Raw genomic sequence first — 16,921 nt, 5'->3', positions numbered from 1 at the left:
TAGACTGTATTTACGCATATTTAAATCAACAACAAGTCGTCTAAAAAAACAAAAAATTTATTTCCGTAGGTATTTACTTTTTATATATGATGAAATCGATTCACTCTATATAAAGAAAAAAATCAAAACACCACTAGATTGATTACTCAATTCAACCTAGTGGTGTTTTTTTTAACTTCCTTGTTTGAAGTTTCTTCTTTTAAAACAACATCTTCAAATATTTTTCAAAGTTAACGCCGGCTTCTTTCGGAGTTTGCTCCAAGGAAGTATCTTGGATTGCTGCAGTTAGAAAACTTTCTGCAAGTTGGACCGATTTTCTTAAATCCTCCCCACGCATCATGCCTCCCATAATGACCGATGCAAATAAGTCTCCTGTACCAGAATAGCTTTTACCATTGTACGGCTTTGCATCATAAAATGTTCTACTTCCATCCAAATACATATTACCGATAAACTGCTCATCCGAATGGGTTGTCGGCGGATTAACTCCCGTGATAATGACTTGGGCACCCGTTTCACGCTGCAAAACATTTCCGGCTTCTTCAATTGCTTGAATGAAGTCTTTTTCATTAGTATAACTATGTAGCTTGTCATAAGATAGCCCAGTTAATAGACAACATTCCGTAACGTTCGGTGTTATCACATTGGCGCACTTCACAAGTTCCCTCATTCGTTCGAGCAATTCATCTGTAAAAAGCTTATAGGCCTGCCCCATATCACCCATTACTGGATCAACAAGTAAGCGTGTTTCTGTTGTTTGAAATGTATCTAAAAAACGAAAAATATTATTAATTTGCTCTCGACCCGTAACAAAGCCGGTGTAGATGCCGTCAAACGTTACATCCATCTTGCTCCATTCATCCTCAAAATAGTGCATTTTATCCGTAAAATCTTCGCAAAAAAAGCTTGGATAACCAGTTTGTGCAGACAATATAGCAGTCGGCAAAGGACATGCCTGCACGCCCATTACCGAAAGAACCGGAATAGCAGCTGTTAATGAGCATCTTCCAAACGATGATAAATCCTGTATTACCGCGACTTTTTTCATAGTACCAGTACCCTCCAAAAGGTGTATCGTGTATCCAGCTTAAACTTCATTTATCGTATCACAAAAAAAGAATGCGGAAAATCCCTGATAGTAGTTAAATAGGACATTATCTATTTAAAGCGCACCTTCACATCCTAACCAAAAGTATTGTTCATAATGTAAAATTTATCAAAATTACCTAGTTTCTTTTAACAAAATGTAATTTTTAACAAATGTAGTATACAAATCCCTAATTTTAGTTAAAATTAAAAAGGATATAAAGAAAGCAAGTAACAATCTCCATTGCTTCTATTACTTGACAGAAACAATCCGCTCATTCCTTATTTTCCAGAGTATGAGCGATTCTGTTATATGGGACACGGCATTTTTTGAGTTTGGTCTTACGATGTTTTCTCATATTCATTTATTTCTTTCCCTTAGTACATCTACGTCTCAGGTCTTAGATAAAATAAGCACCAGGGCCGATATAGAATATTTACATATTTCTTACAATAAAAGGGAAGGGAAATCAAAAGAAGGGAGTAAATGGTTTTAATGGAATTATAATTTTCAAAAAAGTGTAATATTTCAGTATGTATTATTCGTATATTTTATTTCGTGTTTAATTTGTTTTTAGGAGGAGATTTTATAATGTCGAGTATTACCAAATGGGCTTTTGGTAACAAGCCTGCAGTCGCCTTTTTAACCGTTCTCATATTAATTATCGGTGTTGTTAGTTATTATAGACTGCCTATGGAATTTTTACCCACTGCGGATAATCCGCAAGTTACCATTATTTCGATGGGCCAAGGAACGGACTCCAAAACAATGGAATCCGAAGTCACTGATCCCATTGAACATGCCGTTAAAGGCTTAAATGGAAAAAAATCCGTCTATTCAACGACTGGAGATGGATTTTCAAAAATAGATCTGAACTTCGAATCAGGCTATGATATGAAACAAGCGAAACAAGATGTAGTTGAGGCAATTAGTAAAGTCACTTTACCTTCCAATATCTCAAAGCCAATCATTTCACAGCTGAATACTTCGATGATTCCAATTGTCAACATTGCCGTTACCTTTAAAGATGGTTTGACGGATGAAAACAAGGAATTTGCACGTGAAGAGCTTCAATCTCGATATCAGGAAATCAAAGGGGTTTCCCATGTAGATGTTTACGGGATTACTGATTCCATCATTTCTGTCCGTTTGGATGAAAAAAAATTGGCGGAAAAACATGTCTCTCTTCAATCTGTAATGGGAATTCTTCAGGGACAAAACACGGCTTTAGCTGTCGGTGAAAAAAATATTGATGGCAAAACAAGTAATATCAAAGTCATCGGTGATGTTACAAGCATAAAAAAATTAAAAGGTTTAACTGTAGCACCTGGCGTTAAACTTGGCGATATCGCAACGATTAAAGAAGCAACAGATGCTAATTTCATCAGCCGTTTTAATGGAAAAGATAGCTTAAACATTAGCGTCACAAAAGACAGTAAATCGAATGCGGTGGCGATTAGCAAAGAAGTTGAAAAAGTCACAAAAGAAATCAATAAAGAATATGATCAGCAGGAATCTGTTATTTATGTTTCCTCTGCTGATATGGTAGAAAATTCTGTTCATACGATGATTAAAGAAGTGCTTATTGGGGCACTGTTTGCTACGATTGTCATTATGCTCTTCTTACGTAATATCCGAACTACTTTAATCACGGTTGTATCAATTCCTTTGTCACTTTGTTTCACCCTCTTCCTCCTATCAAGGTCTGGTGTAACATTGAATATTCTAACGCTCGGCGGTGTTGCTGTTGCTGTTGGACGTCTAGTAGATGATAGTATTGTCGTGATAGAAAATATTTTCCGTAAAATGCAGACAGAGAAATTCTCTGTAAAAATGGTAATTGATGCAACGAAGCAAGTAGGCGTAGCGATTACTGCTTCTACCCTAACTACAGTTGCCGTTTTTCTACCTATGAGTCTATTGAGTGGTGGACTTCAAGAATTCCTTCTGCCATTCGCGTTAACGGTTACCTATTCTTTACTTGCTTCATTGCTCGTTGCATTAACTGTTGTACCATTAATGAGTGCCGGGTTATTAAAAAATACAAAGCTTCCGGAACATAAACCAGCTGTTCGTTTCCCTAAAATCGTGAATTGGTCTTTAAACCATAAATGGATAATCTTCACGATTTCCGTATTCTGTTTTATCGGATCCATTGGCATTTACTTTATGATTCCAAAAGGTGCAGTTGACAACTCTTCTGCAGATTTTGTCACAGCAAAGCTCACTTACCCGAATGATACACCATTTGAAAAAGTAAAGGATAAGTCAATTGAACTTGAATCATCTATTCAAAAAATGGATAATGTCAAACAAGTATTTACACAGGTTGGCTCTTCTGCTGAAAATGCACAATATGGCGTTGTAGGCTCTCCAACAGAAGCAAGCTTCAGTATTCTGTTAGACGATAAAAAGGACACAGACCTGGTAGTCAAAGAGTTAGAAAAAGAAAAAGATCAATATTCAGATGCCACTTTAGAAGTTAATGCAGCCTCCTTTATGATGGGTGGCGGAAATACAAATATTACAATTGATGTTGTTGGTGACAATGTAGGTGAACTTGAAAAAGTAGCAACCAATATTAAAGATAACGTACAAGATATCAAGGGTGTCGAGAAAGTAACGACCAATCAAGAAGAAAAGAAAACCGTGTATTCCTTTACGGTTAATCCATCAAAAGGAAACACTACACAAGTTGCACAGCAGTTAGGTGTCATGTTAAATAAAACACCAATTGGCACGATTAATTTAAATGACAATCAAAAAACAGTCTTCCTAGAACCTATCATAAATACAAAAACACCTAAAGATTTAAAGAATATTAAAGTGCTTACTAATTCAGGCCTTGTACCGGTATCATCCATTGCAACATTACAAAGTGAAGAACGGTCAACTAGTCAATTCCATAAAGACGGGAAAACATACCTTCGAGTTACAGCAACTGTTGATCCTGCAAAACTATCTGAAATCTCACAAGATGTAAATACAGTGATTTTCGGAGATAAAAAAGAGAAAAAAGGAATCGATGTACCAGAGAATATCAAGGTACTAGTCGGTGGAGCAAGTAGCGATCAACAAAGTGATTTTACCGATTTATTCCTTATCATGCTAGTATCAATCGGCATTGTATTTTTGATTATGGTCATTACATTCAAGTCGATTAAAACACCTATTGCCATTCTGTGCTCTCTCCCACTTGCTGCGATTGGCGCCATTTTAGGTATCGTCATCAGTCGCATTTCAGTGGATATTACTGCCCTTTTAGGTGCATTAATGCTGATCGGTATCGTTGTTACCAATGCTATTGTACTTTTAGATCGCGTTAAACAAAACGAACGTACGATGATCATTCGCGACGCATTAATCGAAGCAACAGCTACAAGAATGCGACCTATCTTCATGACAGCAGTGGCTACAATCTGTGCTATGCTTCCATTATTGTTGAAGAAAGCCGAAGCAGGAAGTTTAGTATCGCAAAGTCTCGCAATTGTGGTTATCGGTGGATTAGCGATGGCTACCCTACTTACCCTGATTGTGATTCCTTGTGTATATGAACTGCTTTACTTTAGAAAATCGAAAAAACAACGTATGAAGAAAGTAACTATCGAAAAAAGCGAAGAATCAGAATCAACAATTGCTTAATCTCGTTGCTGTGAAGACGAGAAAAACCAGACTTTAGCTTGAGGGCTAGGGTCTGGTTTTTATTTTATCCTTTTGCAATCTTTTTTTACTTTTACGTCAATGTCAGTTATTTTTAACATCTTTACCCTCAATAGTACTCTCTACTCCACATTACCACTTACTTAACTATGCAGACTTCCACTTAACCAAGCACGGTGTCGATACGGACCTGTCGGGATTTGGATAAGGCTGGTTTTTTCTTGTGGACTCATTTTGTAAATCTCATCACAGATGTTCGCATCAAACCCGAGGAGTGGGTGCCCTCCGAATCCGAGGGCTGACGCGACTAGCAGGAGTCTTTGCACCAGCATACCCGCTTCCATTTGTTGGATGCGATATCCCCTGTATCCCATTTCCGTTTTGAAATGATTTTTGTCCCCTGCCACATGTAGACAAAGCGGTACTTGGAACATATTCACATTACCTCCGGACATTCCGTGCTGTAACCGTAATCGCTGATCTCCGAGTTGTACTCGACGTAACGCATGGGCAGAGCTGTCATAGTGATATGCACCATTCGGAATGCCCTCGACATTATACAAACATCCGTAAATTGAGACACGGGACTTCTGTTTCTTTTCTACTCCATCCAAATCATTTTGATACGAGAATGAATCCATCGCTCCCTTAAACAGTGTGGCAAGCTGCAGTTGACTTACCTTTTCCAAAACGAAATCTATGTCCGGTGAAAATCGCTTTCGACAGGCCGACGCCAAATCATACGATAATTGCTTCTCATAAGGCAGAGTCACCGTTTGACCCTCACAATTTATTTGCTCCTCCTTGATCTGCCGAAACGATCTCGTTGATTCCAACAAAGACGCTTCATTCATCTTGGTTAACATCGGAAACTCTGTAACCCTTCGTGATTGGACATAATGAGTAGACTGAATTGCTGTCAACTCTTGGCATAATTCAGTGGCAGAGTCATCCCCTTCTATGTTACTTCTGTTGAAACAGCTTGTTGATTCCTCCGATAGGGGAATCAACGCATACACACTCTCCTCTTGTTCGGAAAGCCCAAGCAGGTGGTTGATAGCTCTATCAAGAAATTGGAAGTATACCCCAGTTGCGAAGCCAAAAGATTTCGCTACTTCCAATAATTGTCCAATCAGCACACCAGCATCCAACCCTTGAAGGCGGTAGGCAAAGTTATTGTATTTAAAAAAATTTTTCCAAAACATTGTCGATACAAAAACAGTACCAAAACAATCGGATATGTCACAGCGATTACCAAGTGCCCGGGATATATATGAATCGAAATTTCCTTCTCGCAGTAACACTAAGCGATGATGTGCAACATCATAATGGTAAACACCCGCAGGCAAATTCTCTATCTTCAAATAAACGTACAATTCGTTTGGATACAGCGCCCCACCGGAAGGAACAAACCGCCGTTTCGACTGCATTAGGTCTATGGCTTGATCGCTGAAATTCAAGTTCATTACAGACTCGCTAAATTGAGTTAGACCAAATACATACCAGAGAAAATGACCGATTCTGCTTATGTCAGGCTTTACAGTTGCTTCCATCCCTTTAAGCGTCAACGGTACTTCTAAAGAAAGCGGAATCACAGGTAAGCCACGATAGAGCTTAAAATTAAGCGGTGCATCATCCCAATCCACTTCCCAGTTTGGCTCGCTTGCCTTTTCAATATCAAAATGGAGATTGTGCAGAAATGCCTCAAGATTCATCCTCTACCTCCTAATTACTGGTTATGGGAACGGATGCGGATATGGATTGAGCTTTCCAAGTGTTAGCGGTTGTTTCTTATATCCTAGTTCCATTGGCACCCGGAGCACCCTCTCAAGTCCTGTTATTCGGGTAAGATGTTGACCGAATGTCATTGGTAGCATCCCCGGAATCAGTACTTTAACGCAAAACAATCCGTTTTGTTTGATTTCCGGTGTCGTTTGGTCCACCACGATCACATCGAGGTTCAATCCCCTAAACACCTGAAGAATATCCCGTAGATCATCCGTAAGGTCTGCATGCACTGCCTTCCATTTATATTCCTCGTCAAACGTTCGCAATGGCCGATTATCGTCCAACAAAAATTGTAGGCGTTCTTGTGCTTCCTGCAATCCATACAACATCCCATGTTCATCCATATTCATTACCAAGGAAGAGTCTTTCAACATTCGCACATACTCCTCCCGGTTTCCTTCTAATTTCTCATCAAGTATTAGCATCATGCCAGCCAACTCATGAATCGCGCTTTTCGTCGCTCGTATTGGATCCAGATGAGCGCCGGCCGCACAGATAATATTCAAGCCCACTTTTTTCCTGTTTTTCGCCAACACCAAAACACTTGGTATTCCGTTCTCCATCGTCGAGTTATAAAAAAAGAGATCATATCCACCAACCACCCGCACACGGTCAATCATCAACTTTAATTCTTGATCGTTAGTAGAATAAGGGTCAAGACGTGGGAGTGCCAGCTCTGCGTACCAAGTCATCAGGAACGAATCACGCTCTACAACTTCCATAATACCGTAGAAAATGGCCTCCTCTATACTACCCCCTACCGCACATCCATTGGAAGTTTCATAGACAAATCCCTCACCGCTGCCCAAGCTATAATAAGCTAGCAACTCTGGAATTAGAATAGGACACTCTTGCAAAAACGAATAACCCCAAACCCAATCGATGGAGCGATCAGGATCGAACGGTTTGAATGGAAAATTAGGCATCGCATACTGTTCCTTTGAATGCACACCTACCTTGAGAGGATTAAGCGCTCGGTCTTCCAGATTGCGGAAGCTATCATGAACCACTGTTCGTTTTCCACTTGGAGACAGACCACAATACCGCTCTAACCCCTCCAAAATAGCCGTGGACTCACTAACCTTGTATGAATGAGTTCTTCCTGCCACACCCTCGTCTCCCATAAACAACGGCAGATTAACACTTACATCGGCAAATGGCAGCCTGAGGTCATACATTCTACCATTTAATAAACCAGTCCGCTCATTCAGATATTCCTTGCTTAAAATATTTTTCAGGTCATCCATGGAGCGACAGCGGAAGCTGTCAGTACTAATCTTCAGACTAGGTTGCAATGTAATTCGGGCCGCGGCTGGTGAATCATTGGGTAATCGACTACAGACCGGACATAACGGGTCAGGAAGAAACGGATGCCATGAACTCTTTAGTGATTTTAGATTGATTAAACATAAACGCCCTTCCGAATAAGCCTGATCTCCATCTAATATGCTTTGTACCTGTGCCTCGAGAAGGTGCGCCATTTGCAATAGTCCCGTACGCGATGCCCAAGCATCACACGAAATTCCACCGTGAGCCTTAGCCTTAAGCCTCTGTTCCATCTCCCACATCTCTTTACGGTCTCGTCCGGCCATGATACGTCGCTTATCTGCACACTGGGAGCAGCCTGGTATTTCAGGACGTACTAGTGGCCCAATCACTCCTTCTCCATATGAAACATATCCTCGCAGCCAAGGTATGCCGGTTGGCCGCAATACCTCTTCCGACTTTTTATGAATGGAAGGATTCAAGGTATCGTGCAATACCAGAACCAGATTAGTCGTTTCTGGTACTCCCTCCTCGAAATCGGAGCGGCGTATTACTTCGTATTGAGTGGATAGATCCTCACACATACGGTCAGCCAATAATCCTTCTCCAACAACCATCACGACGGCACTCACCGGAATCCTCCCTCATCTCGTAATAACACGCCAAACAGCCCTGCGAGTCCTTCTTTCAAAAATGGTTCAAATGCTAGATCAAACACTAAAAGCCGTTTGTGATTCCTTTCTAGGATTTGTATTGCGGACTGCAAAATCTCGGAGTATTTTTCCTCATCACAAGCGGAGATAACAAGGCTTAGTGGCACCTTTTCTTCCGGTATAACGGATGAAACTTCCTGCGCTTGCACCAGGTAGGAAGCCGAAGGGCATTGTACCTTCATAAGCGCCTGTTGTAACGCTTTTCGCAACGCCAATGTAATATTCAAATCTACACCTCCATACCAGCCGTCATTCGTTCCGACCCAAATGACAGGGAAACCGTTCACTTCCTCTCCTAAACCGATTGTCGGTGAGCCATGTATTGTGGACAGTGCATCCAAATAAAACCGGCAGCGATCATCTTCTACCGTATCCAATTGCAACCGAGCAACCTGATTTTTTTTATTTATCAGCTGCATGCTTAGCTCTTTATCCAAACACCTTTGCAATCCCCGGCAAACACCTTCCGCAACCGTTTCCCCCGCTCCAACTCCGATGAATTCCTTTATTTCTACCCCATTCTCCCCTTTTTCCTGATATGAAGGTAGGGTCGCAACGAGAAGTTCAACCGCTTGTGACAAATACGATTCTATCCCAGCCAGCCCCGCATTCCTCCGTGCTTCCTCATGCGTCAGACCTGTACAAACAATGTCTGGTAAAAGCTCAGCGGGTCCCTTCGATAACATATCAACCGCCTGAACGCGGCACTGAGCTAAAGGCAGCTGCTTTAGATCTCCTTCCTCCCAAATATGAAAAATCCCTGATACTTCCGATGTCAACTGGCTGAAGTAAAATAATAATCCATTCGTTTCATCTTTGTTTAAATCTAGGTCAAGACGTACATCCAAATCTGCTACCCATTCGCTAGACACGTGTCCATCCTCCAACGGATGAGGCAAAAACCAATGCCAGTTTCCTTCCAATGTGTCTAGATCAAGCAGATAGAATAGGTTCCTCTGTTCAGATTCGGTCACTCCTGTAATCTCTTTAAACAATTCAAATGTGATTACATTGGCTAACATTGCCCCTGCTGTTGCAGAGAAAGCGGTGAACTGTTGCTCTTTGGAAAGTACAGTTCGGTGTATGCGCCTCCACGCAGACTCCCAGCCCCCATTAGAATCTGGATGCACTAGTGGACCCGCAATGCCCACCCGCTGTTGGCATATAGCAGGGAGAAACACCTTCTTTTCTTCCCTACAAACCTTACAAAGAACTTGGAGTTCCTCAATATCGCCCTCCTGAGACACATACAATATCGAATCAAACGGTTTAACAATATCTCGCCAAAAACGTTCCCCCTCCTTCTGCGATCTAACCTCTTCTACCTCTACCTCGATGTCTGTTTTACGGGCATGTGCCACGAGTTCCATCAACCGCCGTCTATTGGTCGACACCGAGTCCGTGATTAGAATATGGAACTTGGGCAATCCGGATTCAAGTAATGAAGAAACCAACGAAACAAAAAAAGGGCCCGCGCCAACTGCCAACACTTTTGCCTGACGATAGGTTTGAAATCGGTACGCACTCGAATCACCGAAACTGTCCAAAAACTCAATTTGAGAGGCATACTTATTAAGAACCTGATCCGCCAATTGATGAGGAAGATCTTGGCTCACATCCCGAACATACTCATTTCGGTACAGTGCTTCCGCAATCTCATAGACACGATCCCGATATGGACCAGGCAATCCATCTGTCAAATCCCCTAACGTGTACTTCCCGTTGAACATCGGTATCAGTTTTTCAATCCACTGAACGATCTCCTGACCTTCCACACGAAAAGAACTTTTATTATTTCGAAAATACACACCACCATTTGACTCTGGGTGAAAAAATGTGTCCCTTTTCAATTTCAGACGCATCGTGGGGGTCAAATTTGGCATTTCGCTCCTCCTTAACCATTGTTATTCCTAAAACGACATAAACTAACATTACATTACATCCTATGCACCGTAACTTGTTTCATATGTTTAACCTTAAAGAGAAAAGTCCCTGCAACAACTGCAGGGACTTGGCAATCACGGTTTTTGTTAGAAATCTGGAAATAGTAAGCGTGGCAACGGCCACCTTAGCGACCACCGCAACGGAAACAATTAGAGCAATTAGAGCAATTAAAACAATTAGAGCAACGGAAACAATTAGAACAACGAAAACAATTAAAACAATTAAAACAATTAAAACAATTAAAACAGCTAAAGAAGCAACTAAAGCAACTTGAGCATCTAAAGCAGCTAAAACAGCGGCCAATGCCACCAATACCTCCAATACCTCCAATGCCTCCAATGCCTCCAACGCCACCAATGCCTCCAACGCCACCGAGAGGACTGAGCTGTGCAACTGGACCTGTGGATCCGTTTGGGTCCAAAGCAACTGCATCACTCATATTGAAATCGCCAACATTCAACATCTGGAGTTCGTTATGGAAATCATTCATTCTTGCCACCTCCTGAAATTAAATTAACAAGATGTGCTATGATCATAAAAGTGGAAACAAATAAAAATGAACTATAACAGCTGTGTAATAGGTGAATCCACTAGTTCAAACACCTCCTAAACAATTTATGAATAATGGGCGGATAATGCTACTGATATCAATGCCTATTTATATCAACCAGGCATAGAACATTTCAAATGTCTTCTTCTAAAGTGAAACTTTAATCAGTGGGGGGTTTTCTTCATCCCCCACTGAAATACAGGAACTCAGGTTAATAACGCCACGTCCTGTGGCAACACCTGAGTGACCAACATCTTGTTTGCCCGAACCAATCGGGCTTTTACGGGTGGTTTATCTCCTACCTAACTTCTTTGCTTTCGCTGAATTTTGAGGTGGGAGTATTACTGCCCGTTAATTCGGGATAAAACATAATACCTTACCTATTGTGGATTTTGCCAATTGTCCATTTATTTTATTGAAGCAAGGAAATGGTTTTCGTCGAACAGTATTGGAATTTTGTGCGAGAGGTGGATTTGAAGACGAAAAAAACCAGACTTTAGCTTGATGGCTAGGGTCTGGTTTTTATTTTAAAGAAAGATGATGAAAAAGTTATTTTGGTAAAATAAACAATCAAAAATTTTCCCCTGGTGTTTTGTTCTTAAAACGGAATTGAGAAGTATTATTTAATTTCATGAATTTCGCCTGTATATGGATCGAATGAAAAAGCTTTAACAGTTCCTATAGATTTTCCAACGATTTTATAAATTTCATATAAATCTTTACCGGTACAATATCAATCCTCGATTTTTAGTAAAAAACGGTATCTCCAATTCCGCCGGTTACCGAAATGACATCGCCAGTAATCGATGCCGCCAAAGGTGAAGCTAGGAAGGTAATGACATTAGCAATTTCCTCCACTGTAATCAAGCGGCCGAGTGAATTGAGTGATGCCATTTTATGCACAGTCTCTTCGTTAGTGACTCGGTTTCTAAACATTTCCGTATCAACAATCCCTGGATAGACAGCATTAACGTTAATTCCGTGCTTTCCTAATTCCATTGATGCGGATTTCGTTAAATGGACAACAGATGCATTACGCGGACCGGAACTAAAATAATTGCCACCAATTCTGGCAGCCAGGCCACTTATATTTATAATACGTCCCCAATTATTTTCTTTCATATAAGGAGCTACAGCTCGGATACAACGAAAATAGCCCATATATTTTTCTTCAAAATCTTTCAAAATAAGTTCTTCTTTAATACTATTAAAATCCTCTGGCTCAAAACCTCCAACGCGGGCTCCACTGTTGATTAAAATATCAATGCTTCCCATCGCTGCTGCTGATTTTTCAACTAATTTTAGAATAGAATCGGGATCAGTGGTATCTGCGACAATTGGATAGATATTTCTGTTTGTTTCTTGAGCTAATTCCTCTGCAGCCATTTTTAATGAGGATTCGTTTCTTGAACAAATCGTACAATCTACACCTTCCAGAGCTAATTGACGGGCAGTAGCTTTACCAATCCCCCGGCTTCCTCCAACAATAAGTGCTTTTTTTCCAGATAACTTTAAGTCCATATTTCAATCTCTCCTGTTTTGTTTTAACTGTAAAAGACTAAACTCGAAAGTAAGTCTTTGGAATAAATCATTTCTATTTTTGATTCTACAGATAAATTATAATTAAATAAAATTAAAAACTTTTCATTTGTATTTAAGTATTACTAATTTAAAATAAAAAAAGCTATTTTGTAAATAATGAAAATTAGACCGATACCTAAGTAAAATGTATCGGCCTGGTAGATCTCCACTTTGCAAAAACCTAAATTATTTTTCATAAAATCGCTTTTTTCTTCTTAAATTTTCTATTTGTATAGAAAAAAATAGAATCTTGCTTATTCTATGTCCCACAAAACGTAACAAATGGGCCGTCTTCTTTTGGCGGGGTTTGTAAATGCTGATGCTCTTTTTTTACTGCAAATGGTGATCTTAGGGCATCAACTAATGTTTCAACATAGGTTAAATCACCTTGATTAGCAAAATTGAGTGCTTCTTCTACATAAAAATTTCGTGCAATAATTGCTGGGTTTATCTTTTGCATAGTGGCCTTTGCTGCTTCTAAAGTTGTATTTTCTTTTTGTAGGCGGCTATGCCAATTCTTTTGCCATGCTTTAAAATCCTCTGTTTCAAAAATTTCTAGCTGTTGGTCCGTACTAAGCCCTCGGAATGTGTTCGTATAATCTGCCTGTTGTTGATGCATTATCGTTAATAGTTGGTCTATTAATGATGCATCTTCTTCCATTGCTACTTGTAGCCCTAACTTTTTACGCATGCCTTCTAACCAATATTGCTGAAATGCTTGTGGGTATTCATCTAGCTTAGCCTGCATTATTTCTAAAGCTTGCTCCTCATCCTCATGCACAAGTGGTAATAAAGTTTCGGCTAGACGCGCTAAATTCCAGCCGCCGATTTTCGGTTGGTTTTCATACGCATAGCGTCCCACTCTATCAATAGAGCTAAAAACTGTCGCCGGATCAAATGTATCCATGAAGGCACAAGGTCCAAAATCAATTGCTTCGCCACTAATTGTCATATTATCGGTATTCATCACACCATGTATAAAACCAATTTGCTGCCAGCTTGCAATCAGCTTCGCTTGACGATGAACCACATGACCGAAAAATTCAGCATAACGATTGTCCTGTTTTGCAAGTATAGGATAATGACGTTGTATTGCATAATCTGCAAGTGCCTTTAAATCCTCTTGATCACAAAAATGTCGTGCAAACTGGAATGTACCCACACGTAAATGACTAGAGGCGACTCGAGTTAAAATCGCGCCATCTAATACACACTCGCGATAAACAGGCTCTCCCGTTTTAACAACGGCTAAGCTTCTCGTCGTCGGAATATGAAGTGCATGTAAAGCCTCACTAATAATGTATTCTCTTAGCATTGGGCCGACTGCAGCACGTCCATCTCCTCCACGTGAATACGGTGTTCTTCCAGATCCCTTTAATTGAAAATCTTTTAGTCCTTGCTCTGTCTCTTGCTCACCAATTAATAGTGCCCGTCCATCTCCTAGCATTGTAAAATGTCCAAACTGATGCCCTGCATAGCTTTGCGCAATTTGAGCTGCTGATTCAGGCATCTCATTGCCCGCTAAAATTTGTAGTGCTCGTTCACTTTTTAATTTGCTAGCATCAATCCCAAGCTCATCAGCTAATAGTTCATTGACAACTAAAAATGACGGATTACTCACCGGATTTAATGGCACAACTTTATAAAAAGAAGCAGGTAGTGACAAATAGCTTTGATTTTCTTGCATATTTTCTCCTCGCTTTTTTACATACTTATTTATATTTTTGAGTGAAACTGTTTCAACAAAATGACAAGAAAGTGTGCATGATATATCGCCATATTAGCGAAATCATATCGGCCATCATTTTATTTTTAATCTTATCATTATAAGTGCCCTTTCTTTTTGAGATCATAGTATTGTATATCATAAAACAAGTGACACAAGCATTCTTAACGGATTCATCTCAAACAAAAGATTTATCTATTAAGTATTTGTATTAATCAACATCCAATCCATACCCTATCATTAAAAAAAATGTAATCAGGTAGAAGAAAAACTGCATATGTACTTTCGACATCTCTTTTCCTAATGTTTGCCTTAAAAAATATGATTGATGCCAAAACAGCTGTAACAAATTACATAAAAATCCTTCTCTCTTGTTGATACAGCTAATTTTAGTATAAAGCTTGCGGACACGAAAAAACATTCAATCTATTCACCAGCACGAAATAGAAAATATAAATTCTCTCTCATAATAATTATAAATGAACCTCAAATTAAGCTAATTCAAGGTCCATTTTATTTTATATTTTACTTTTTATTTTTTTCGTTTTGTTCAGTTGCATTGACAGCTCGTTTGAATCCTTTTCGATAAATTACTTCTTGCATCGATGTTAGTCCATTATCTTTTGTCGTCAACTGTTGATGTGGTAATTTATGATCCTTCAACGAAAACACTCCTTTCTTTATTACTCTTCTACAGTTTTTCCTATGTAACGATGGATATACCTGAGTTTATTACGACAAATTAAAAAAATCAAAGAACCACAGTTTTTCCATTACTGTGGCCCTTTTTATGCTTTATTAAGATACATTTCGGTCAAAATAATCAATCATTTCTTTTGCTTCTCAATTTGCTGGTTCACACGCTCCCCTAGTTCTGAAGATGCATTATGCAAATAATTTAAGACAATCTTTTGCGTTTCATTTGATATACCGGAGAGATCCATTGCTAGGTTATTGACTAAATTTTCTTGTTGATCTGGTGGTAAAGATTCGTAATACTCACCAGCTTGTGTAAAGTCATCCTGCTTTGGGATACCAGACCTCACAAGCTCTCCTTCCACATACCTACCACTACCGCTTGTTACGAGTGAAGAAGGTGACCAATCTTTTTGGTGATTAACTGGTATGTCACGGAAATTTGGACCTATGCGTCGACGCTGTGAGTCCGTGTAAATATTGGCACGACCTTGCAATATTTTATCATCTGATAATTCAGCACCTTCTAAAAGATTGGAAGGTGAATAGGCCAATTTTTCTACCTGCTCCATATAGTTATGTGGATTTCTATTCAATACGAGTCGGCCAACTTCTCGCATTGGGTATTGCCGTTCATCCCAAACCTTTGTAGGATCTAACGGATCATAAGGAAGCTTTGCCACGTCATTTGGATCCATAAGCTGAACATAAAGTCGATATTCAACAGTTTTTCCGGAGGCAATAGTATCATATAAATCTTGACCAGCTATATCTGGATTTTCTCCTGACAATTTGGCAGCCTCATGACTATTTAAATACTCCACACCTGCAAGTGGAAGCCAATGGTATTTGATAAAATAGCGAACACCTTGTGCATTTCTCCATACATAGGTATTCACACTGTGCCCTGGAATATGACGAAAACTTTTCATTGTACCGGCGTCCGAGAATAGGCGAACAACAAGATGTGTAGATTCCGGCGCGCTAGCTACAAACGCCCAAAATCTTTCTGGAACAATTAGATTGTTTACTGGTGAGGGAGAATTGGCTTTGATAAATTCTGGAAATCGCATGGCATCTCGAATAGGAAATACGGGGATATGGTTGAAAAGTAAGTCAAAAACACCTTCATCTGTGTAAAATTTGGTGGAGAATCCAACTATATTACGGGAAGTATCTGGAGTACCTTTCGTACTAACAGCAAACGAAAACCTCACAGTTACAGGAACCTGTTGTCCTGGATTTTGTAAAAAGCTAAGCTTCGTATAGTCTTTCATAGAGTGCTCAGTCTGAAAGTATCCGAAAGCACCATAACCCTTTACATGTACTGGTCTTTCGATAATTTTGGCATGAACAAAGTCCTCCAATGTTTCATGTAAAACTGAATCTTGTTGAAGTACAGGTCCTCTATCTCCTACCGTTTGGGAATGAGTTATAACTTTTTTCCAATGTGGCGGAACTTGTTTACTAACAAAATCAGTTTGAGTTTGAGACATTGTGTTTTGGTTCTGAGATTCATTAGAATTTGAATCGTTTTGTACTTTTAACTCATCCAGTGGACCACTATTGTTTTCTTCCATCATTTACCCCCTGTGTTCAAAGGTCTAATCATTCAGTATTATTTACGTAAACACACACTCATTTATTACTTTTGCTTTTTCCTCAAACACTTGTTCACGAATAAAAAAGTTGTTTAAAAACAATAAAGTCTTTTATAAAATAAAACTGATGTTAATAAATGGGATGGAATTGGTGTAGTTTTGTAATTTAATTTGATAATTTGGAGTATGGTTTAAATCAGAGATTTTTTCATTTACTTTTTAATTGCAACGGAGCGTTGCGGCCTTGATACGATTGGTTTCGTTTGCAACTGAACTAAATTTGGTATGGTGTTGATATCAAATATAAAA

General features: G+C 39.5%; 10 protein-coding genes. 1 reads left to right on the top strand and 9 read right to left on the bottom strand.

Translation table 11 applies throughout. From position 1 onward, the window contains the following. Positions 1 to 199: 199 nt before the first annotated feature. Entirely contained in the window at positions 200 to 1,048 is an 849-nt protein-coding gene (locus ABE048_RS10185) for a pyridoxamine kinase (protein WP_430311090.1), read from the bottom strand. A gap of 630 nt (positions 1,049 to 1,678) precedes the next feature. Here ABE048_RS10185 and ABE048_RS10180 point away from each other — a divergent pair. Beyond that, the gene (locus ABE048_RS10180; RefSeq protein WP_430311089.1) at positions 1,679 to 4,729 is read left to right on the top strand and encodes an efflux RND transporter permease subunit; all 3,051 of its coding nucleotides are present in this window, start codon (positions 1,679 to 1,681) and stop codon (positions 4,727 to 4,729) included. Between the two features lie 161 nt (positions 4,730 to 4,890). Here the strand turns inward: ABE048_RS10180 and ABE048_RS10175 are convergent, their stop codons facing one another. The 8 genes from ABE048_RS10175 to ABE048_RS10140 form a co-directional block, all read right to left on the bottom strand. Next, entirely contained in the window at positions 4,891 to 6,462 is a 1,572-nt protein-coding gene (locus tag ABE048_RS10175; protein ID WP_430311088.1) for a SagB family peptide dehydrogenase, read from the bottom strand. 21 nt (positions 6,463 to 6,483) lie between these two features. Then, entirely contained in the window at positions 6,484 to 8,433 is a 1,950-nt protein-coding gene (locus ABE048_RS10170; RefSeq protein ID WP_430311087.1) for a TOMM precursor leader peptide-binding protein, read from the bottom strand. Further along, entirely contained in the window at positions 8,430 to 10,397 is a 1,968-nt protein-coding gene (locus ABE048_RS10165) for a putative thiazole-containing bacteriocin maturation protein (RefSeq protein WP_430311085.1), read from the bottom strand. Before ABE048_RS10165 ends, ABE048_RS10170 begins: the two co-directional genes overlap by 4 nt. A 185-nt stretch (positions 10,398 to 10,582) precedes the next feature. After that, complete coding sequence (locus tag ABE048_RS10160) at positions 10,583 to 10,897, bottom strand: hypothetical protein (protein ID WP_430311226.1); 315 nt, start codon at positions 10,895 to 10,897, stop codon at positions 10,583 to 10,585. 858 nt (positions 10,898 to 11,755) lie between these two features. After that, positions 11,756 to 12,529: an SDR family NAD(P)-dependent oxidoreductase gene (locus ABE048_RS10155; RefSeq protein ID WP_430311084.1), complete on the bottom strand. Its 774-nt coding sequence runs from the start codon at positions 12,527 to 12,529 to the stop codon at positions 11,756 to 11,758. Positions 12,530 to 12,848: 319 nt separating this feature from the next. Further along, entirely contained in the window at positions 12,849 to 14,276 is a 1,428-nt protein-coding gene (locus ABE048_RS10150; protein ID WP_430311083.1) for a protein adenylyltransferase SelO, read from the bottom strand. A 564-nt stretch (positions 14,277 to 14,840) separates the two neighbouring features. Beyond that, positions 14,841 to 14,978, bottom strand: a complete 138-nt coding sequence (locus ABE048_RS10145; protein WP_430311081.1) for a YfhE family protein — start codon at positions 14,976 to 14,978, stop codon at positions 14,841 to 14,843. 164 nt (positions 14,979 to 15,142) lie between these two features. Next, a complete protein-coding gene (locus ABE048_RS10140) occupies positions 15,143 to 16,507 on the bottom strand; it encodes a catalase (RefSeq protein ID WP_430311224.1) in 1,365 nt (454 codons plus the stop codon). Positions 16,508 to 16,921: the final 414 nt, after the last annotated feature.

The sequence above is a fragment of the Rummeliibacillus pycnus genome (genome assembly GCF_050459865.1).
Lineage (GTDB): Bacteria > Bacillota > Bacilli > Bacillales_A > Planococcaceae > Rummeliibacillus > Rummeliibacillus pycnus_B.
The sequence above is the reverse complement of the archived record's forward strand: the minus strand, read 5'-3'. Positions and strand labels throughout refer to the sequence as shown.

Coding starts and splice junctions, on each gene's coding strand:
- ABE048_RS10175 (WP_430311088.1), bottom strand. CDS start 6,462: ATGAATCTTGAGGCATTTCTGCACAATCTCCATTTTGATATTGAAAAG.
- ABE048_RS10150 (WP_430311083.1), bottom strand. CDS start 14,276: ATGCAAGAAAATCAAAGCTATTTGTCACTACCTGCTTCTTTTTATAAA.
- ABE048_RS10155 (WP_430311084.1), bottom strand. CDS start 12,529: ATGGACTTAAAGTTATCTGGAAAAAAAGCACTTATTGTTGGAGGAAGC.
- ABE048_RS10140 (WP_430311224.1), bottom strand. CDS start 16,507: ATGTCTCAAACTCAAACTGATTTTGTTAGTAAACAAGTTCCGCCACAT.
- ABE048_RS10160 (WP_430311226.1), bottom strand. CDS start 10,897: ATGAGTGATGCAGTTGCTTTGGACCCAAACGGATCCACAGGTCCAGTT.
- ABE048_RS10185 (WP_430311090.1), bottom strand. CDS start 1,048: ATGAAAAAAGTCGCGGTAATACAGGATTTATCATCGTTTGGAAGATGC.
- ABE048_RS10180 (WP_430311089.1), top strand. CDS start 1,679: ATGTCGAGTATTACCAAATGGGCTTTTGGTAACAAGCCTGCAGTCGCC.
- ABE048_RS10165 (WP_430311085.1), bottom strand. CDS start 10,397: ATGCCAAATTTGACCCCCACGATGCGTCTGAAATTGAAAAGGGACACA.